Annotated in this window: 20 protein-coding genes and 1 pseudogene; 10 read left to right on the forward strand and 11 right to left on the reverse strand. The window is 42.3% G+C overall.

Going from position 1 to position 20,183, the window contains the following annotated elements:
- Positions 1 to 17: 17 nt before the first annotated feature.
- Positions 18 to 911 carry a phosphogluconate dehydrogenase (NAD(+)-dependent, decarboxylating) gene (gnd, locus tag SC79_RS07680; protein ID WP_039074562.1) on the reverse strand — a complete coding sequence of 298 codons (894 nt, stop codon included), beginning with the start codon at positions 909 to 911 and terminating at the stop codon, positions 18 to 20.
- A gap of 335 nt (positions 912 to 1,246) precedes the next feature.
- On the opposite strand from gnd, the gene SC79_RS07685 reads away from it, so the two are divergent.
- Positions 1,247 to 1,969, forward strand: a complete 723-nt coding sequence (locus SC79_RS07685; protein ID WP_039074563.1) for a YqeB family protein — start codon at positions 1,247 to 1,249, stop codon at positions 1,967 to 1,969.
- Between the two features lie 35 nt (positions 1,970 to 2,004).
- Here SC79_RS07685 and nucB read toward each other — a convergent pair whose 3' ends face one another.
- Positions 2,005 to 2,415, reverse strand: coding sequence for a sporulation-specific Dnase NucB (gene nucB, locus SC79_RS07690; RefSeq protein ID WP_039074564.1), 411 nt, complete (start codon positions 2,413 to 2,415; stop codon positions 2,005 to 2,007).
- A gap of 201 nt (positions 2,416 to 2,616) precedes the next feature.
- Between nucB and sigK the strand changes: the two are divergent.
- Positions 2,617 to 3,344: pseudogene (sigK, locus tag SC79_RS21505) on the forward strand (RNA polymerase sporulation sigma factor SigK).
- Positions 3,345 to 3,479: 135 nt separating this feature from the next.
- On the opposite strand, the gene SC79_RS07700 reads toward sigK, so the two are convergent.
- From SC79_RS07700 to SC79_RS07735, 8 genes are all read right to left on the reverse strand, one after another.
- Positions 3,480 to 4,688 (reverse strand): serine-tRNA(Ala) deacylase AlaX, encoded by a 1,209-nt coding sequence (locus SC79_RS07700; RefSeq protein WP_039074565.1) that lies wholly within the window; start codon positions 4,686 to 4,688, stop codon positions 3,480 to 3,482.
- Between the two features lie 80 nt (positions 4,689 to 4,768).
- A complete protein-coding gene (locus tag SC79_RS07705) occupies positions 4,769 to 5,875 on the reverse strand; it encodes a D-TA family PLP-dependent enzyme (RefSeq protein ID WP_039074566.1) in 1,107 nt (368 codons plus the stop codon).
- Entirely contained in the window at positions 5,872 to 6,261 is a 390-nt protein-coding gene (locus SC79_RS07710) for a RidA family protein (protein WP_019715056.1), read from the reverse strand. The genes SC79_RS07705 and SC79_RS07710 overlap by 4 nt, the downstream gene beginning before the upstream one ends.
- Positions 6,262 to 6,282: 21 nt before the next feature.
- Positions 6,283 to 7,257, reverse strand: a complete 975-nt coding sequence (locus SC79_RS07715) for an asparaginase (protein ID WP_039074567.1) — start codon at positions 7,255 to 7,257, stop codon at positions 6,283 to 6,285.
- A 43-nt stretch (positions 7,258 to 7,300) separates the two neighbouring features.
- A complete protein-coding gene (locus SC79_RS07720; RefSeq protein ID WP_039074568.1) occupies positions 7,301 to 8,407 on the reverse strand; it encodes a threonine synthase in 1,107 nt (368 codons plus the stop codon).
- A gap of 76 nt (positions 8,408 to 8,483) precedes the next feature.
- A complete protein-coding gene (locus SC79_RS07725; RefSeq protein ID WP_039074569.1) occupies positions 8,484 to 8,858 on the reverse strand; it encodes a RidA family protein in 375 nt (124 codons plus the stop codon).
- Positions 8,859 to 8,869: 11 nt separating this feature from the next.
- On the reverse strand, positions 8,870 to 9,529 hold the full coding sequence (locus SC79_RS07730; RefSeq protein ID WP_039074570.1) for a helix-turn-helix transcriptional regulator: 660 nt from the start codon (positions 9,527 to 9,529) through the stop codon (positions 8,870 to 8,872).
- A gap of 229 nt (positions 9,530 to 9,758) precedes the next feature.
- Positions 9,759 to 10,670 (reverse strand): AraC family transcriptional regulator, encoded by a 912-nt coding sequence (locus SC79_RS07735; protein WP_039074571.1) that lies wholly within the window; start codon positions 10,668 to 10,670, stop codon positions 9,759 to 9,761.
- A gap of 183 nt (positions 10,671 to 10,853) precedes the next feature.
- Between SC79_RS07735 and SC79_RS20485 the strand changes: the two genes are divergently transcribed.
- The 8 genes from SC79_RS20485 (at position 10,854) to SC79_RS21510 (ending at position 18,122) form a co-directional block, all read left to right on the forward strand.
- Positions 10,854 to 11,048, forward strand: coding sequence for an Atu4866 domain-containing protein (locus SC79_RS20485; RefSeq protein ID WP_231559184.1), 195 nt, complete (start codon positions 10,854 to 10,856; stop codon positions 11,046 to 11,048).
- A 43-nt stretch (positions 11,049 to 11,091) separates the two neighbouring features.
- The gene (locus SC79_RS07745) at positions 11,092 to 11,823 is read left to right on the forward strand and encodes an SDR family oxidoreductase (protein ID WP_039074626.1); all 732 of its coding nucleotides are present in this window, start codon (positions 11,092 to 11,094) and stop codon (positions 11,821 to 11,823) included.
- 949 nt (positions 11,824 to 12,772) lie between these two features.
- Positions 12,773 to 14,392 carry a nickel ABC transporter substrate-binding protein gene (gene nikA / locus SC79_RS07750; RefSeq protein WP_039074573.1) on the forward strand — a complete coding sequence of 540 codons (1,620 nt, stop codon included), beginning with the start codon at positions 12,773 to 12,775 and terminating at the stop codon, positions 14,390 to 14,392.
- Positions 14,393 to 14,401: 9 nt separating this feature from the next.
- The gene (gene nikB, locus SC79_RS07755; protein ID WP_039074574.1) at positions 14,402 to 15,346 is read left to right on the forward strand and encodes a nickel ABC transporter permease subunit NikB; all 945 of its coding nucleotides are present in this window, start codon (positions 14,402 to 14,404) and stop codon (positions 15,344 to 15,346) included.
- Positions 15,343 to 16,173 carry a nickel ABC transporter permease subunit NikC gene (nikC, locus tag SC79_RS07760; RefSeq protein WP_039074575.1) on the forward strand — a complete coding sequence of 277 codons (831 nt, stop codon included), beginning with the start codon at positions 15,343 to 15,345 and terminating at the stop codon, positions 16,171 to 16,173. The genes nikB and nikC overlap by 4 nt, the downstream gene beginning before the upstream one ends.
- A gap of 17 nt (positions 16,174 to 16,190) precedes the next feature.
- Positions 16,191 to 17,018, forward strand: a complete 828-nt coding sequence (gene nikD / locus SC79_RS07765) for a nickel import ATP-binding protein NikD (RefSeq protein ID WP_039074627.1) — start codon at positions 16,191 to 16,193, stop codon at positions 17,016 to 17,018.
- Between the two features lie 30 nt (positions 17,019 to 17,048).
- Positions 17,049 to 17,867 (forward strand): nickel import ATP-binding protein NikE, encoded by an 819-nt coding sequence (gene nikE, locus SC79_RS07770; RefSeq protein ID WP_039074576.1) that lies wholly within the window; start codon positions 17,049 to 17,051, stop codon positions 17,865 to 17,867.
- A gap of 132 nt (positions 17,868 to 17,999) precedes the next feature.
- Positions 18,000 to 18,122 (forward strand): hypothetical protein, encoded by a 123-nt coding sequence (locus SC79_RS21510; RefSeq protein ID WP_257392362.1) that lies wholly within the window; start codon positions 18,000 to 18,002, stop codon positions 18,120 to 18,122.
- Here the strand turns inward: SC79_RS21510 and SC79_RS07775 are convergent.
- Positions 18,105 to 19,880 carry a phosphatase PAP2 family protein gene (locus SC79_RS07775; RefSeq protein ID WP_039074577.1) on the reverse strand — a complete coding sequence of 592 codons (1,776 nt, stop codon included), beginning with the start codon at positions 19,878 to 19,880 and terminating at the stop codon, positions 18,105 to 18,107. The two genes, SC79_RS21510 and SC79_RS07775, sit on opposite strands and share 18 nt — an antisense overlap.
- Positions 19,881 to 20,183 lie beyond the last annotated feature (303 nt).

Genomic DNA, 20,183 nt, shown 5'->3' on the forward strand with positions numbered 1-20,183 from the left:
GGAGGCGTGTGCGCCCCCTACTTTTTTTCTGTCGCATGGCCTCCGAATTCATTTCGAAGCGCCGCGACAACCTTTCCTGTAAACGTATCGTCTGTTAAAGAACGGTATCTCATCAATAGCGACATGGCGATTACCGGCGTTGCTGTTTGCAGATCAAGCGCTGTTTCCACCGTCCATTTTCCTTCACCTGAGGAATGCATGATACCTTTGATCTGATCCAGCTTCGCATCTTTAGAGAAAGCCCGCTCAGTCAGCCCCATAAGCCAAGATCGAATGACAGAGCCATGATTCCACACCCTGGCGACCTTTTCATAGTCAAAATCAAATTGGCTGTTTTCAAGCACTTCGAATCCTTCACCGATCGCAGCCATCATTCCGTACTCAATGCCATTATGAATCATTTTCAGAAAATGTCCGCTGCCCGCTTCACCAGCGTAAAGATAGCCATTTTCGACGGCAGCATCCCGAAACAGCGGCTCAGCAGCCTCCCATGCTTCTGGGTCGCCTCCCACCATAAAACAGGCTCCGTGGCGTGCGCCTTCCATTCCGCCTGACGTTCCGGCGTCGAGATAATGGATACCCGCTTCTTTCAGTTGATTGTAACGGCGAATCGATTCTTTATAATGAGAATTTCCGGCTTCAATGATGATATCGCCTTGGCTTAATAAAGGTGCCACATCACGCAAAACAGCATCGACAACGCCATGCGGCACCATAACCCATAGTATACGCGGCGTATCTAATGAAGAAATCAACTCGTTTAGATTCGTTGACCCTTCAGCCCCATAGGCTTTCAATTCATCAACAGCCGATTGATTCACATCATACCCAACCGCTTGATGTTTGCGGTCAATCAATTGCTTTCCTATGTTGATGCCCATTTTTCCCAGCCCTATTAATCCGATTTTCATGTCAATTCCTCCTGGTTGTCTAAAAAGCCTTTACTTTTTATGTTCCCAGTGAACTGAATTGTGATACGCATAAACACAAATGAAGTCAAAAAGGATTTGACTGTTGCCCCTGGTTTATATGTTCTTAAGCATTAGCTTTTCTTTTTCAAAAACAGCTTAAGCGGTTTGATTTTCAGCTGCGCCATCCGAGCCGAGACGACTGCCAACTCAGGTCCATGTTTTCCCTGAACGCTATTGTTTCCGGCTGTTGCAGGAAGTTTTTTCCTTGATTTACCAAGTTTTTAAGATAAAATATAGAAAGGAGATTTTGATTTCCCTCAGAAAAAGAAGGTGACATGTTGTATAATCGGCCATACACTCTTATAGGAGTTACGAAAACCGCTGTTTACTTGTTATACGTTGCACTTGCAATCATTGGCTTTGCGATCGGGTATTTTATCCCACAGTTTGGAAAATGGGCATTGTCACTCCCATGGATTCCTTTCGAGGGACCGCTTCGTCTGGTGACCTCTTTTCAGGGATCACCAGCTGCATTCATCATTGCGCTCCTTGGGGCGTCTGCAGGGATTTGGTTCGCTTATTCTGTTATTGCCATGCTGCTGTCTGTCAAGATTACAGATGACACAGTGGAATTAACCAAGGGAAAGAAAGTGCAAACGATTGATTCCAACGACATCGCTCTTGTGTTTATCGATCAAAAACAGCTTGTCCTCTTAGGAAAAGCCGGGTATGAATTGGTGCGGGAAGAAATTGATGAAAAACCACAAAACGTCGAGAAGGCCTTTAGACAGCATCATTACGAATGGTCAGCTGATGGTGATCCGTTTAAAGGTCAATTTCGCCGGTGGATACCTGATGCACCAGACCTTTCGTCAGGCGCCCATGCATTATTAAAAGCTCGCCACCATGCACTGAAAGACGAGGATACAGACGATGTTGAAGAATTCCGTTTCGAACTGGCAGAGCTAGGCATCGTTGTTCGAGACGAAGGAACACGCCAGTATTGGCGAAAAGCACAAATCTATCCTCCGAACATTCAGCATCGCGAAGGATCATAACAACAGAGGCTCAGGAAAGAGCCTCTATTCCTCTATTACTGAACAATAAACAGCACTCTGGTGCCGTCAGGATAACCGCTCATTTGATTCCCTACCCACGAGCCGGCCCCGCGATTATCAGAAGGCGTGACATATCGGACATCTGCCCCCGCGCCACCCTCCTCACAAACCGCCATCGGCCACTCATCCCGGTCATAGCCCGGCTTCGTCGGAATTCCTTTTAATGATTCCTGCCGTCTTTTGTCCGCTCCGCCCCTGTCGATGGTGCAAATATCAGAATGTCCCTCTGCAATCGCATCTCTAATATGACCCCCTGTTTCCGGATAACGAGACAGCGGAAAACTCAACACTTTGTCGTACATAGAAGCGCCTTGGATCTGCTGCGGAACCATAAAACAAAGAAGCACTGCTGCAGCAAGAAACAGGCCTGCCATCCACTTTTTCATTCCCATCCCCCCCATACACATTTTTTGTACATTTCAATGTATGGGAGTCTGATAAAAATTATTTTAAAAATTTGAAATTCGTATGTTGCTCACAAAAGCCAAGCCCCCCTGCGAGAAATTTCCCTGTACAGACACAGACAGCCTTACGCCCACATACATTTACATATAGGCTTTTGCCTACATACTTTTGTGGAGGTGACGATGGTGACAGGTGTTTTCGCAGCGCTCGGCTTTGTTGTTAAAGAGCTTGTCTTTTTAGTATCTTACGTGAAAAACAATGCCTTTCCACAACCGCTCTCAAGCAGCGAGGAAAAAAAATACTTAGAACTTATGGCTAAAGGGGATGAACATGCCAGGAATATGCTGATAGAGCATAATCTTCGCTTGGTCGCCCATATTGTGAAAAAATTCGAAAATACAGGTGAGGATGCAGAGGACTTAATCTCCATCGGAACAATCGGGCTGATCAAAGGAATTGAAAGCTATTCCGCCGGAAAAGGGACAAAGCTGGCGACGTATGCCGCACGGTGTATTGAGAACGAAATCCTCATGCATTTGCGCGCATTGAAAAAAACAAAAAAGACGTCTCCCTTCATGATCCAATCGGGCAGGATAAAGAAGGGAATGAAATAAGCCTAATCGACGTTTTAAAATCAGAAAATGAAGACGTGATTGATACGATCCAGCTCAACATGGAGCTTGAAAAAGTGAAGCAATACATTGACATCTTAGATGATCGTGAGAAGGAAGTGATTGTCGGGCGGTTTGGGCTTGATTTGAAGAAGGAAAAAACGCAACGGGAGATTGCTAAAGAGCTTGGTATTTCGCGCAGCTATGTGTCGCGGATCGAAAAGCGGGCGCTGATGAAGATGTTTCATGAGTTTTACCGGGCGGAGAAGGAGAAGCGGAAGAAAGCAAAGGGAAAATAATGGAGAAGAAGCCGGATCTCATATTCCGGCTTTCTTTATGCAGGCCTCGATATGGCTGTCGATGCTCGATTCCTGGATCTCATTTAATAAATGAACATAAGGAGTTACCACTTAATTGACTGTCGTATTTTCTTCTCACTTTAATAGTTTAGCTATAATGCTAATGACGCGCCTTAGAAATTCCTCTACTTTTAATGACGCAATCCCTCCACCTTGAGCGAACGTTTGATTTCCTCCACCTTTTCCATCAATAAGACAAAGGCTTTCTTGCATAAGGACTCTCATGTCCATTTTATTTGTTGATCCTCGTCCACAAACCAGTTGGAAGCGATTATTGTTTTCTGATAAGAGAAAAATAAGGGCTCTTTTTTCTCGGTCGGCAATCATTTTTGCTAGCTTTTGAAGTTCTTGGATCGATCGATCTGAAAAGGTTTCTATAATGACTACAGCATCATTTTGAATGGTGCTTTTGGCTAATAAATCATTGGCTTCATACTGAAGGTTTTTTTCATTAGATTCTAGAAGCTCTTTCTCTAGCCTCTTTACATTTTCAAGCAAGCGTTTGACAGCTTCACTTAATTCCCCTTCAGGACGATTAAGCAATCCCGTCAATTCAACCATTACCTTTTGTTTTTGATCGAATTGGGTTATGACCCGATTACCACAAACAAAAGACAAACGAATTTTTTTCCTTTGTCTTTCCCAATTCAATACTTTAATTGCTCCGACTTCCCCTGTAGCGCTCGGGTGTGTTCCACCGCATCCGTTATAATCAAAATCATCAATCATGACAAGACGAATATTTTCTTTTACAGATGGGGTTTTGCGAATTGGATAATTGACTAAGTCATCATATTCCACCCACTTTGTGACGATGGCTCTGTTTTCCATTATTATGTCGTTTGCAAGCTTCTCTGCTTTGCCTACCATTTCCTCTGTTAATTCTGATATGTCAAGGTCAATGGTAACCGTATCATTTCCAAGATGGAATCCAACTGTATGAAGATCGTACAACTGCGCGAATGCCGCCGACAAAATATGCTGCCCGGTGTGCTGTTGCATGTGATCAAAACGCCGTTCCCAGTCAATAACCCCAACGACCTTATCATCTGAGTGAGGTAAAGCCCTTTCTATATAATGACGAATTTCTCCATCTACTTCTTCAACGTTTAAAACTTTGACTCCATTCACAGTCCCTATATCATGTGGCTGGCCCCCGCCGGTTGGATAAAAGGCTGTTTTCTCTAAAATAATATACGTATCACCTTTTTTGTCCTGAAATTGTTTCAAGAGTTTCGTTTCAAACGCTTTTAGATAGGGATCTTTGTAAAATAGCTTTGTCATGATTCATGGCATCCTCCTATATATATTTACATTTAACACATCAGGTAAGGATATTATTAATTAGACATGATTTTCCTCGATTATTGAAGTCTCCCTCTAGCTTCAATATCTAATTCCTCTATCACCTCTCCATCAGAGACTAAGTAGGCTTTTTCATGTAAATTAACAACCGGGCAAATATGATTAGGAATAATTTGAACCTTGTCTCCTATACTCACTTGGTTGCGAAAGTCTTCATTATAAATGATAGCATGTTCATCGAATACGCCATGAATATAAACGCCCTCGTATTCTTTGATACGGCCAAGCCCTTTGGTTGCAGTGAGCCCTTCACTTCGTGTTTGGGCAGTAATACCCTTTGCCCCTACATCTGTAATGACTCGTTCTTTTGTTGGTTTACTAATCACGGTTGTGAGGACAGAAGCTGCACAGCGATCATACGTGCCAATCACATTTGCTTGTGAGGCATCCATAAAAATGTAAGTGCCAGGTCTAATTTCTGTCACCCCTTCTGGAATATCAAACTTAAACATGAAGGGAGGTGTAGAGCCAATACTAATTACTTTCGGCTTAAGATTCATTTCTTCCGCTATTCGGGCGAAATCTAATGTTCGTTCTACACTTTCATTATAGAGTTCTTTACAATGTGCTATACTTTTCGCTTTATAAGAATGCCCGTCATGTGAGAAGATTCCTTTAAACTCGACATTTTTACACGTTTTGATGAATTCTAATAAAGTACGAAAATCATGTTCCTCAATAATCCCAGAGCGTTGTTCTCCTACTTCAATTTCCACTAACACCTGGGCTTTCTTTGTGGCTCCTTCAAATACTTCTTCAATCTCATGCACTTGATGCGCACTATCAATACCAAAGGAGATATCAATTGTTTCAGATAGTTTTTTAATACGTTCAAGCTTTGATTTCCCAACAATCTCATTTGCAATAAAAATATCCTTCAAACCATTTCTCGCCATCACTTCAGCTTCTCCTACTTTCGCTACAGCGATTCCTTTAGCCCCCACTTCTTCTTGTCGTTTCGCTAATGTAGGCATTTTATGTGTTTTTGTATGAGGTCGTAAGTTTACTTTCTGCTCATTAGCGTAATTTTGCATATCCTTCATATTGCTTAGCATCACGTCTTTATCGATTAAAAGAGCTGGTGTATCTAATTCTAAATACTTCATTGCACCTCTTCCTTTATCGCTGCAATGGCTTCAACTTCAACAAGACATCCGGCATATAAATGATTTGATGGAACAACTACTCTTGCCGGTTTATGATTGCCGAAAAAATGAGCATACACTTCATTGATATCCGGCCAATACTTTACATCTGGGGTATAAAGTCGGCATAATATCACATCTTCCTTCGCTAATCCCCGTTCCTTGAGGACAAGCTCCATATTTGCCAATGCCTGTTTTGCTTCTTCTTTTATGCCCCCAGCCGGGATTTTCCCCGTTTCCGGATTCATCGACAACTGCCCTGAAATATAGAGAACATCATTGTGTTCCATAGCTGGCACGTAATGGCCCCCATCCCGTGTTGAATACTTCGTGTGTACAGGCTTCAATATAATCTCCCCCTACTATTCTTAATATTTAAAGCTAGCCTCATCAATTTTCTGTCCAGCAGCCAGCAAAACAGCCAGTTTGATCCTTGCTTTCTTACTGTCATAGCTGCCGCCAAGTATGATTCCGGCATCTGCATATGTTGAAGCACTTCCTTTGAATCCATATACTCCCTTGACTTCACCTTCGTCAGCACTTGTTGTCAAAACGACAGTAATCCCTTTCTGTACAGCTTTCTTTGCACTTTCTAATATGGCTGGAGCGGTATGGCCTCTTCCCGGCGCCTCAATAATGATGCCGGCACTTCCGCACTCAACTGCATAATCTATAAACTTTCCATCTGATCCAAGTGCACACTTAATAAGTTCTACATTTGGCAAAGGTTGAATCAGCTGATACGTCTCACGCTTGATTAATCTTTGATGAATCGCGATCTCATCTTGATCAGCCGTTCCCAAATAACCGAATCCCGGCGAGAAAAAACCATCAACATTTGACGCATGCTGTTTTTTCACATATCGAGCAGCAAAGACCCTCTCATTAAACAACACTGTTACCCCTAAGCCTGGCGCATCAGGATGTGCTGCTAATAAAAAAGCTTGTCTTAAGTTCACAAATGCATCTGTACCTTCAAGTGTCGGTCCTCTTTGTGACCCCGTTAACACGACCGGCCTTTCATCAGAAATAACCAGATCAAGGAAATATGAGGTCTCTTCAAGGGTATCTGTCCCATGCGATATCACAATTCCAGCAACATCCTTACTCCGGAAGAAACTTTCTATATTTTCTTTTAGAACGTCAAGGTGATGAAAAGTCATATGACTGCTTGACATTTGAAAGACTGACTTGATTTCGACCTCTATATGAGAAGGCAGCTGACACATTTCAGAAAGCTCTTCGCCTGTCATAGCACCTGCTTCTAATAGACCTGTTTCAGGATCAGGCTTACTTGCAATTGTACCGCCGGTGCTCAGCAAAATGATTTTCTTGTTTTCCATGTTAACTCCCCCATTTTCATATGAAAGGTTTCTCTCTGAGTTCCTAATTAGACTTAATCCCGGCACCGCATAATGGAATCACGATTTTTTCATCTGAAGAATGTTCGTATTTTAAATAACCTGCATAGTTTGCTGCTGTTGTGGGTTCAACATAGAAGCCTTTACCAGCTAATGCTGTACGGGCTTTTAAAATCTCTTCCTCATTGGTTGTAATGATTTGGCCGTTTGAGGCACGGATGGCTTCTAAGATTTGGGCAGATCTTGCCGGTTTGGCAATCGCGATGCCCTCTGCAAGTGTGCCGCTGTTTTCGATAGGTTCAGCTGATTGTTGATTGCTGACAAATGCTTTCGCTAACGGTGCACAATTCTCGGCCTGTATCGCAACGAGTTTTGGCATTTTTTCGATACATTTGTTCTCTAATAATTCTTTAAATCCATAGTAGGCCCCGAGCAATAACGTGCCATTTCCAACTGGAATCATAAGCGTATCAGGCGCTCCGTTCATTTGTTCCCAAATTTCATAGGCATATGTTTTTGTTCCTTCATAGAAAAATGGATGATACACATGGCTGGCATAGAATTTTTTCTCTTCATTCACAGCCTTTTGCGCTGCTTCAGCTACATCTTCTCTTGTGCCTTCAATTTCGCGAACGTTGGCCCCATGGGCTTTGACCTGCGCGATTTTCTTAGGCGATGTACCCTTCCGAAGAAAGATGTCACATGCGATGTCAGCCCGCTTGGCGTAAGCTGCAATAGATGTCCCTGCATTTCCGCTGCTGTCGGCTATCACATGCTTCACTCCCAGCTCCTTTGCCTTAGCTATTAATACAGCAGCACCGCGATCTTTAAAAGACAAAGTAGGCATCATATAATCCACTTTCACAAAAGTATTCGGCTCTTCGCTGTCTAACATGATGAGAGGTGTGTTTCCTTCACCCATAGTAATCGCACTCCAACTTCCAGAGTCGCGCCCAAATGGCATGGCTTCAATATATCTCCACATTGAAGGGGTGTTTTTATTTACTTTTAGATCATCAAATTCTATCTTTTCTTTCAGAAGATCTAATACGCCGCCACACTGGCATTTCCATATCTGTTCAGACACATTGTATTTCGCACCGCAAGAATGACATTGATATTGCTCCTTCATGTTTAGATCCTCCCTCTATTTGTATATTTTTTTATCTTTTATAGATTTTTTTATATGACATAGACAAAAAAATATATTACAGACTGGCAATTGCTTCAATCTCAATTTGAAAACCGTAATGCAGTTCGTTCGTCGGAACAATTGAACATGCTGGACGAAAATCGGCAAAGAAACCCTGACAGACATTATCAACACGGTCTAATAAATTGATATCGTGAAGATATAAGGTCAGCTTTAATATTCGGCCTTTATGACTGCCGGCTTCTTCTAAAATACGTTCTATATTTGACAATGCCTGTAAAGTCTCTTCTTCAATTGTGCCAAATTTCTTTTCCTGCGTGATTGGATCAATGGCAAATTGCCCTGATACATAGACCGTGTTTTGATGAATCACAGCTAAGGCATAATGACCGTTCGATTTTAAATTCCCTGCCTCAAAAATACTCTCCACTCTACTCACTCCTATTGTCTTTTTTTCACTTCATCCAAATAACTATAGACAGTTACCTTTGAAATACCTAATTGTTCTGCCACTTTATCAACGGCACCTTTCATGAGGAATATTCCCTTTTCATCCATAAATCTGATCAGCTCAATTTTTTCCCGGCGCTTCATAAGAGAGTGTTTGTGATTCGCCACGATTTGTTCGATTAACTGATTTGTGATCTCTTCTACATTCTGAATGGAAGTTTCCTGTTCCGTCGTATTCGGGGTTTGTAAGTGATGTTTCTTTTCAGTGGCAGGCATAAATGCATCTACTATTTTTTTCATTTGAATCATGACATTCATGTCATAGTTGATGCAAAACGCTCCAATTACCTGCTGGCAATCATCTCTAATAAGGGTAGTCGATGATTTTATTGTTCGCTGATCTTCTGTTTCGATTTCATACCCTGCTAAATAATCTTCTTTAAATTCGTCTGATAAAAGTACCTTTTTCACCAAGTGATCAAAGGATTGACCAACCTCTCTTCCTGTCACATGATTGTTCATTGTAAAAAAGACGGAAGACTGAGGCGTTGTCAAATCGTGAATGACAACCTCACAATTCGGCCCAAACATTTCTCCTATCGTTTTTGCAAATGGGATATAACTTTCTAAAATCTGTTTTGCTCCAGCCAAAGCCTAAACACCTAACTTTCATTCAACTCTAGAAATTCAATTCTTGAATTAATTATATAATTTTTTATACGAAAATGGAACAAAAATATATTTTTTTATACAACACCCAGATCCTTAATTTTGCTTTTTATCAAATCCCATCTTAAATTCCAAAAGGGGAAATAAGGTCAACAGTTAGCTCATTCGTTAAATGGATAGAAGTCGCATCGTATGCGACTTCTTGATTTGATTACACATTATATAAATTCAGATTCTCTTTACGATCTTTCCCTGGAGGCTTGCCGAACATCTTTCTATACTCTCTATTAAAATAAGAAGGACTTTCATAGCCAACTAGAAAGGCAGCGTCAGCAACCCTCATATTTTTCCCGATAATCAACCGCCTTGCTTCATGAAGACGTAAAGCTCTCTGGTATTGGACCGGAGTCATGGTTGTAACTTGTTTAAAATGGTGATATAAAGCCGATGGGCTAAGGTTTACTTTTTTAGCTAGTCCATCTATCTTGATTTCATGAGAAAAATGATTTCTTAAATAATCCAGAGCAGCAGCCACTTCAGATAATTTACTCCCCTTGGCAACAAGGCTTTTTACTGTATGACCATGCTTTCCCTGCATAATGCGGTATAGAATTTCCTTGATGATTAAAGGTGCAAGTATTTCTGTATCATCAGGGGAATGAAGTAGTTTCACAAGTCGGATAAATGCATCCAGAATGACCTCATCTGTCTGATCAACAAATATTCCTCGCCCTGTAGCATGATGATTAGTGCTATGTTGCTTATACTCTTTTGAGACCTCTGCAATTTGCATCAAGTTAAAATTCAATCGAAGACATAAATAAGGTTCCATCTCACTTGCTTGTAAAATTTCTCCGATAACAGGAAGATCGACTGCCACGACTAAGTATTCCCCTTTACCGTAAAAGAAGTCTTCTCCAATTATAGAAACCACTTTTCTTCCTTGCAGAACAATACACAAAGCAGGTTCATGCATAATATGTACAGGCACGAGCGGCTTGGCAGATCGAATAAATTCCAACCCAGAGATTGACGTTACGTTCGTACCCTCCTTGGCAGCAAAGGATGACACTAGATTTGTAAGCTCCTCTTCTTTCAATTGCAATTGCTCTTCTAGAGACATGAAATCCCTCCTTTTACAAACCTTATCGACTTTGGAGGATAGGGCAAGAATGAAAGAGAAACCGGCTACCACTCCATGTTATCTTTCCCTGATACTAATAGTAGAACAGAAAAGGAGCTGGATGATATGGATGGAAAAAACAATCATTCTTACGGTGGACTTTAGGTTACCAAAGATCGGTATATCAGGCATGAACTGCTGTCCGATGGTCGCTATATTGAAGCTCGCGGCAATGTCGAATGCGCCTATACAGGTCATTACCAAATAACAGGTGACCACATTGAATATCAAGATGATACAGGATTCACAGCTGATGGAGATTTTAAAAACGGAATCTTATATCACGCAGGGATGGTCCTGCATCGTGAAAGAAGCTAAAGATTTCTTAAAGAAAAATGACTTAAAAGAGGATGATACAAAGATGAGTATAAAGAATAAAGTTGTTCTTGTCACCGGTGGAAGCAGCGGCATTGGAGCAGCAACTGTTGATTTATTAGCTGAGAATGGAGCTACAGTAATAGCAGCAGCGCGGAGAACAGATAAGTTAGAAACACTCGTATCCACTCTTCTCCAAAAAGGATATCATGCAGATTACAAGCAACTGGATGTCACAGACTTTGAACAAATGCAGCATACCGTCCAAGAAATTATAAAAGCATACGGCAAAATCGATGTCATCGTAAATAATGCGGGTGTAATGCCATTATCTAAATTGGAATCTCTGAAAATCGCAGAATGGAATCGTATGATCGATGTAAATATTCGTGGAGTCCTGCATGGTATTGGCGCTGTTTTGCCTATAATGAAAGAGCAGAATAGCGGACATATCGTCAATATAGCTTCCATAGGCGCATATGAGATTACCCCCACTGCAGCTGTTTATTGCGCAACCAAGTATGCTGTCCGTGCCATCACAGAAGGCTTGCGACAGGAAGCAACGAATAATATTCGAACAACTGTAATTGCACCGGGCGTAACGGAATCAGAACTAGCCGATCATATTACGGATAAACAGGCGAGTGAAGCGATGATCGAATACCGCAGACAAGCGCTTCCTGCTTCTGCTATTGCACAGGCTATTCTATATGCAATCTCGCAGCCAGTAGAGATCGATGTAAGTGAATTAATTGTCAGACCTACTCTATCACTATAAAAAGTGTATCAGAAGTAGAATCATAAGAAGATTTAAGATAAGAATTAATTTTGATACTAATGAGAAACTGAGTTAGACGGGGCCGAGAAATTGAACTCGGCCTTTCAGGTTATAGCATTATGGTAGTGGAACTACACTGATGGTCGATTAACTAAGAGATCGGTGATGATGACTCCAGCAAGGTATGGCGAAGAAGAGGAGCACCATTTATTACCTCCATTGGATTTTGATCGATTATGGCATATGTATGTGGACATTATGTGTAGATACCAATACTATATGGAAAAGCTCGCCAGCGCCAACAGCCCTACTATCTCTGATTCACTTTGAAGAATTGGTATGCCGTGTTTTGGGTTTTATTAACAGCAGCGAACTATTACATCTATAGGCACAGCTTCAAATGGACCTTTTGTTTAGGCGCTTGCATTCATGGGCTCCCAGTACATACGGGGGGTTTCCTCCTTTCTATTGCGGCAGGAGGAACCGAAGCGTCTTATCTTCTTTATTTGTCATCTTATACGTCCTTCCTTTCAAATATTCATATGGTTGCAGGTTCGAATTAAAAACCTTACTTGAGAACCTCTTCCTCATTCGTTGTAAGGGTTTTGCCGTTTGTAGCACGGATGGTTTTCATATTTGGACAAAGCTTGCCGGTTTGGCAATCGCGACACCTGCCTTAAGTGTACCGCTGTTTTCAACGGTTGAGCTGCTTGTTGTTTGCTCATAATTGCCTGTGTCAACGGCGCATCATTCTCTGCCTGGGGTGCACTGAGCTTTGGCATTTTATCGTTTCATTTATTCTCCAATACTTGTTTTATTGTGATTTCTACAAACAGCCGTTGGCACATCACTGGATTCAACATCAATATCTATATTCTTACATTGACAAGGGGTTTTGCTCTCCTTAAAATGAAAATGATTATCAACATCATTTAGGAGGAAACCACAGATGCTTAGCGGGCCAATTCGTTTGAAAATTAACATTACTTTCTTATTCATGCTCATCTTTTCTATTTTTTTAGCAGGATGTACAAACGCAGGACATTCATCAGAGAAGAAAGATCATAACAATATGGTCACAATGGCTTGGCCTAGAGATATAGGAGAAATGAATCCACATGTCTATAACCCTTCCCAATTGATTACGCAGTCCATGGTATATGAGCCTTTGGTCTCTTATGAAGCGGGCGGAAAGCTTAAACCGCATTTAGCTGAGTCTTGGGATCTATCTAATGACGGCAAAGTGTATACGTTTCATTTGCGTAAGAATGTAACATTTTCAGACGGGACAACCTTTAATGCGAAAATCGTGAAAAAGAATTTTGATTCCATTTTAAAACATCCTGAGTTGCATAGCTGGTTAGGCTTTATGACAAAAATAGCTCAAACAAAAATAATCGATGATCATACATTTCAATTGACACTAACTGAACCCTATTATCCAACCATTCAGGAGCTGGCAGTTGTACGGCCTGTTCGGTTTTTAGGCGAGAATGGATTCCCGAAGGACGGCGATACATTAAAAGGCGTCACTAAACCTGTCGGGACGGGCCCATGGGTATTGGAAGAACATAAAACCGATGAATATGCGATTTTTAAACGAAATGAAAATTATTGGGGTGAAAAGCCTCAGGTCGAGAAAATCAAGGTGAAAGTCATCCCGGACGCAGAAACAAGAGTGCTCGCGTTTGAAAAAGGCGAACTGGATTTCATTTACGGTGAAGGCGTCATCAGTTTGGATGCATATAAGCAGCTGCAATCGACAGGCCAATATGAAACAAGCCTTTCTGAACCGGTAGCGGCGAGACAGCTTGTTATGAATACGAAAAAAGAACAGCTGTCTGATGAACGTGTTCGCCAAGCCCTTCATTATGGCTTTAATAAAGACGCCATGGTGGAAGGCATTACCTCCGGGTTAGAAGAAAAAGCAGATTATATTTTGCCGACAACTTTCCCATATACATCTGATATTCATATAAAGCCCGTGAAATATGATGCGGATAAAGCGGCAGCGTTATTAGATGCGGCAGGCTGGAAGCTCCCGAATGGAAAGACGGTGCGTGAGAAAGACGGAAAGCTGCTTGAATTTAATATGATGTATGATTCCGCGGAATCCATTCAAAAAGCAATGGCAGAAACGCTGCAAGCAGAATGGGCGGCCATTGGAGTGAAGCTGAATCTTGAGGGAGTAGAATTGGCGACTCAGGTGAAACGGTTCAAAGCGAACGAATTTGATATGAACTTCTTTAGCAACTACGGCGCGCCTTATGACCCGCATACATTTGTAAACATTGTCGCGTCAAAAGGGTTTGGATTTAATGAAGCGATTTCTGCCTATCCAAACAAAGAAGAGTTATTAAAGCAGATGGAAAAGGTTCCTCAAACAACGGATGAAAAAGAGCGCCAAAAGCTTTACTCATCTATTTTAACATCCCTTCAAGATCAGGGAGCCATCGTTCCAATCTCTTATATGAAAAAGATAGCGATCTACAAAAAGAATATAACAAACTTCACTTTCCCTGCTAATCGTGACGAACATCCATTTACAGGTATCCGCATAAAGCAGTAGGAGGCTTTTATGGGCATCTATATATTGAAACGAATCATGTCTATCATTCCAGTATTTCTTATAGCTGCACTTCTGACAACTGGAATGATACAACTCTCACCGGTTGACCCGGCTGAAGCGTATGTAGCCGCAGCGCATATCCAGCCAACCGATGACATTTTAGAACAAAAAAGACATGAGTTTGGCTTAGATCAACCATTCTTTATCCAATATGCCAATTCGATTTTGAAGATAAGCCAATTTGATTTTGGCTTATCCTATGTTTCGAATCAGCCGGTTTGGGACGAGGTTGCACTCCGAATGCCAGCAACGTTCGAGCTTGCGCTTGGGAGCTTATTGATCGCGGTGCTTGTCAGTGTGCCTCTCGGCTTCTTTGCGGGGATCAAAAGAAATCGCGCAGTTGATCATATCAGTCGCTTTATATCCTTTTTCGGGGCATCCATTCCGACTTTTTGGTTAGGGTATATGATGGTTTTTTTCTTTTCTGTTCAATTAGATCTTTTTCCAGTAGAAGGAATTGGAACATGGCAGCACCTCGTACTGCCGTCATTGACACTGGCGATTCCTTTAATCGCGATGTATACAAGGCTTTTGCGCGCCAGTGTTATAGAAAATCTGCAAGAACCGTATGTACAATACGCAAAGATCAGAGGGCTGAAGAAGAAAAGCATTATGGCTAAGCATGTATTGAAAATGGCCATTTCTCCGATGATTACAGGCCTGGGAATGAATCTTGGCAAGCTGCTCACCGGAACCATTATTGTTGAAGTGGTTTTTTCTTGGCCTGGCTTTGGCCGTTATTTTATTGAGGCCATATTCAATCGTGACATCCCAGTCATTCAATGCTATGTGTTCATCGCCGCCACCTTTTTTATAGTGAGCAGCTTAATCGTTGATCTTATTCAAATGTATATTGATCCGCGCATTTCCAGGAAAGAAGGGCAGTATCGATGATCAGAGGCATACGCAGGATATACAAAAGTCAAAAAGTGATCACAGTATGTATTATCATATTGTCCATTCTGTTTCTAATCGCTGCATGTGCCCCTTGGATTGCGCCGAACAACCCTGCTGCTGTTCATTTGGCATATAAGCTGCATCCTCCATCCTGGGAATTCCCTTTAGGAACTGATCATTTAGGAAGATGCAACTTATCCCGCCTTTTGTACGGCGCACGGATTTCTCTAGGATTTGCGGTGCTCATTTTTATTTCCTCACTCATGATCGGCCTCATTATCGGTACGATTTCGGGATATAAAGGCGGATGGATTGATCAGCTGTTAATGAGATTTTGTGATGGTGTGATGGCCTTTCCGAACTTAGTTTTAGTTCTAGGTCTAGTGGGCATATTCGGCCCTGGACTTCCTCAAGTCATTCTGGCCCTCATGCTTGTGCAATGGGTCTATTATGCAAGAATCTTCAGAGGAATGGTGCTTAGCCTGAAAGAGGAAAACTTTATTAAAGCCGCAAAAATCAATGGATCATCACAATGGAAGATTATGAAAAAACATATCATACCTAATGTCCTCCCTCCCCTCGTGGTGATGGGTACATTGGAAATGGGCTGGGCCATTATGGATATATCCGCTATGTCGTTTCTTGGGTTAGGCGTTCAGCCACCGGCTGCGGAATGGGGAGCGATGATTCATGAAGGAAAATCGTACATTCGGACGAACCCTGAGTTGATGATTTACCCAGGGATGATGATCATGCTTGTGGTTGTAACGTTCAATATATTGGGCGAGAGTCTATCAGACAAATACGGAGTCAAACGTCGATGATAAAAAGGAATGAGAAGTTGGAAACAGAACAATCACCGGTGCTGCAAGTGAAAGATCTACATGTACAGGCCAAAACGCAAAGAGGCATGTCAACCCTTGTGCAAGACATCAATTTAGAACTGAAGCGCGGTCAAATCCTTGGCCTGATTGGTGAGAGCGGATGCGGAAAAACGGTAACGGGCATGTCCATTCTTCAGATGCTCAATCAAAAAACAACCAAGGTGGACGGAAGCATTTCATTACAAGGCCGAGAATTAAACGGATTGGCAGATCAAGAAATGCGCAAGATCCGCGGCAAAGAGATCGCCTATATTATGCAAAATCCGATGAACGCTTTTACACCCGTTTTTACGATTGGTCATCAAATGATCGAAACCATTCGCTCACATACGTCTGTTAACAAAAAGCAGGCGAAGGAGCTTGCAATCGAAGCATTGCATCATGTGAACTTATCCAATCCTGTTACACTTTTAAAATCTTATCCTTTTAAATTAAGCGGCGGAATGCTTCAACGGGTGATGATTGCGGCCGCTGTATGCTTACATCCAGCCATTCTCATTGCGGATGAACCCACCACTGCACTAGACGTCAATAATCAGAAGACCGTGCTGAAACATTTAGACGACCTGCGCTCTACGTGTGGAACGGCGATTTTGCTCATCTCACATGATCTGGGCGTCATTGCTGAAATGGCGGATGAAGTTGCTGTGATGCAGAAAGGGAGAATCGCAGAAAAAGCAGACGTGTTTCAGCTGTTTGATGCACCACATCATGACTATACAAAGAAGCTATTGGATGCACGTTTGACATTGCCAATTGATGACCGTGCCATTGGGCCAGTTTGACAAAGAGCGGCATTTTAATGGGGTGAACAAATGAGTTTATTACAAGTGAAAGAAGTCTCTCATCGTTATGCGGAGCGTTCATTGTTCAAATGGAAATTCCAATCTAAACAAGTCCTATCCAGTATCAGCTTTTCGATTGAGAAGGGTACATGCTTAGGTTTGCTTGGGCCGAGCGGAGCCGGTAAAAGCACATTAGGAAAGGTGCTGCTCGGTTTGGAACGGCCGCAATCGGGCCAAATACTTTTTCAAGGACATGACATATATCAAGCAGAGCAATCAATCCGCCGGAAAATACGCCGCGATCTTCAAGCGGTTTTTCAAGATTCACACTCCGCCGTCAACCCAAGGATGACGGCGGAACAGATTATAGCAGAACCATTAGAAAACTACGAAAGGCTCACAATCGACGAGCAAAGGCGAACCATCATCGAGCTGTTGGAAAGAGTAGGCTTACGCGAAGACGATTTAACAAAATACCCACACCAATTCAGCGGCGGTCAATTGCAGCGAATCAATATCGCAAGAGCAATCTCCCTCAAACCGAAGCTGATCGTATTAGATGAATCAGTCAGCAGTCTGGACATGGTAACCCAAACACGAATATTAGATTTGTTAAAAGAGCTAAAAGACGATTTTGGGTTATCGTATTTTTTTATTACGCATGATTTAAAAGCCGCTTATCAATTGAGTGACACACTAGGTGTACTGGATAACGGAACATTAGTTGAGCTTTACGAATCCAAACATCAATTCTTTGCATCAGACCATCCAGCAGTAAAAGAAATGAAAAGCTCCATCCTTGCAGAACACCCGCGCTTTCGTTCGATAGGGAGAAAGCCGATGCTATAATAAGAAAATCGCGTCGCGGAAAAAGCATGTTAGGGTCTCCATCACGCTGAAAAAATGACAATATCCTAAAACGATAGCTGTTTTAAGATATTGTCAACAATCTAAGCACCTGTCATTGACAGGTGCTTTGTTATGGAAAAAAATCCAGACGTTAATATCATTTCTCAAGCGACGGATACACATCAAACAGTCGCTCCGCATTCCATCCGCTTTTTAATGCTGGAAGATGCTTTGGATCTATTTTGCAACTTTTAATTGAATCCGGTTGGATTTATAGATGGCCTTCACTTTGTACTTGCTTGGCAAGCCCGTGGTTTCGATTGAAGAAAAGGATCCATTACGCTTATGATAGGTGATGATCGTGGAGCCGTCTTCCGGGATATAGTTATCCGAAAAATGGAGGCGTAATGTCCCCTTTATTTTTGCCTTGCCCTTGATTTGGAACTGATCATGTTTACCGCTAAGGTTGAGTTCAAGGATACCCTTGGCTGATTGCTTGTAATCTCCGCCTATGATCAGTTTACCTGACACATCTTCCTTCAGGATGCCTCTGTTGTTTGAAACATCGCCTCTCCCAAAAGCTGTCTCTGAACCGCCCTCAAGCGTTCCCTGATCAATCCTCGTGCCGCCGGAATATGTATTGTTCCCCTCCAGCTTTAACGTGCCTGTCCCCTTTTTGGTCAGCTTTCCCTTGCCGGAGATATCGTTACGCCAACGATCAAGTGCATAAAAGCCGCCTTTGGAAGCATCCATGGCCACGGTAACGTTTTTGTCAAAAGCGCCATACCCATCGGCAGCGGAAAAGAGATCAAGCCTTCCCCACCCTTCCGCATCATCGAGAACAGGATAGCCGGAAGGAAGGCCTGTTGTAGCTAAAACCGAGCGGCGCTGCTTTTTGTCAAGGTAAGGAAAACGGGTTTCAAGCAGGACTTCAGCTCCCTTAGGAACCACCATAGGTTTAGCAATTGAATTCATTCGCCCAAATCCGTATGTCAATCGCTGGGTGTACTGATTTTTATTCATGTTATAATCACTGAATCGATCTTCAGCCGTGCCGGTTTGCGTTAACAACTTCTGATGAGCTTCATCATAAGCAGCCTTTTTCAAGCTTTGATTGGCTGGATCAGATAGAATAGCGGCCGCCAAGCCAGTTGCCATGACACGTCCTCCCATGACATCAAGCGGGGAATGCATACCGGCAACAATACGGTTATGGCCGAGCTCTGAAGCCCGGGTAAGGAGTTCCTGATAGCGCTCCGGCACGGCATAAGCCATGGCAAAAGCGCTGAGATATGCGGCATTTGTATGTCCGCTGGGAAACCCTCCATCTTTGGCCGGATCAGGATTAATTGCCGGGATAAGGGTTGGGACAAGAATAGAATTGCTTTCCCAGCGAAACGGGCGTGGATATTGAAAATATCCCTTAGCCGGGTTCGTTGAAGAATAGGGGCCTCGTAACGTATTGACTAAACTGACGATGCTGCCGAGACTGGAACTCGTGCTGCCGGAATTGGTTCCTTCATCATGATATTTTTTTATCGTGGCATCTGCAGGGATACTGTTAATTGTTGTCGTCGCGCCCGCATTTATTCGATAAATATCAGTAAGCGAACCAAGGCCGTCAATCACACTGTAGCTCTGATTCCTGCGATCATCAAAGTATGCAGCATTTTCCTCGAGCGGGGTGCGGTGTTTAGCAATGTCAGCCACTTTTTGAATATTAGCATCCAACACGCTGCTGTTTCGTTTCACTCCGCTATCCCAAGTACTTCCGGGAGACCAAAGCTTTTGAAATTCTGAAAGCACTCCGATCGCGGGATTGGAATTCACTGTCATATTAGCAGAACTGTTATTTTTGTAATGATCCACAAAGTATCCTGAAGCAGGTGGCGGCGGCGTTACTGTTTTTGCTTTAGCTGTTGCGCTCGCATCACATACACTCACAGAGCTTTGAAATAATACCAAAGCAAATAAAGCCACTATTACATGTTTCTTCATCCTTCGTAATGTCATACTTTCATACTCTCCTTTACTTTACATTCTCTCTACAACACTTTTTTGCCAACCATAAAGTTATATTGATCGTATCTTACCTTTGTTAATGAAATAGCATCGTTTTATTAATGTTTTGTTTATTTTTTCTAGACTTCAGTAAAGTTTTTATAAGTGATCGAAAAACGAGGATGTCAGGCGCAGTGCGATATATGGTCTACGATACGACGAATATAACGCGAAGCAACTCACGATCCCCTAGTATGAGAAATCAGCAGCTTAAAAACGTTTCATGAGTTGATCGGACGGAGAGGAAGAAACGAA

This window comes from Bacillus sp. MSP13 (genome assembly GCF_000815295.1).
Taxonomy (GTDB): Bacteria; Bacillota; Bacilli; order Bacillales; family Bacillaceae; genus Bacillus; species Bacillus vallismortis.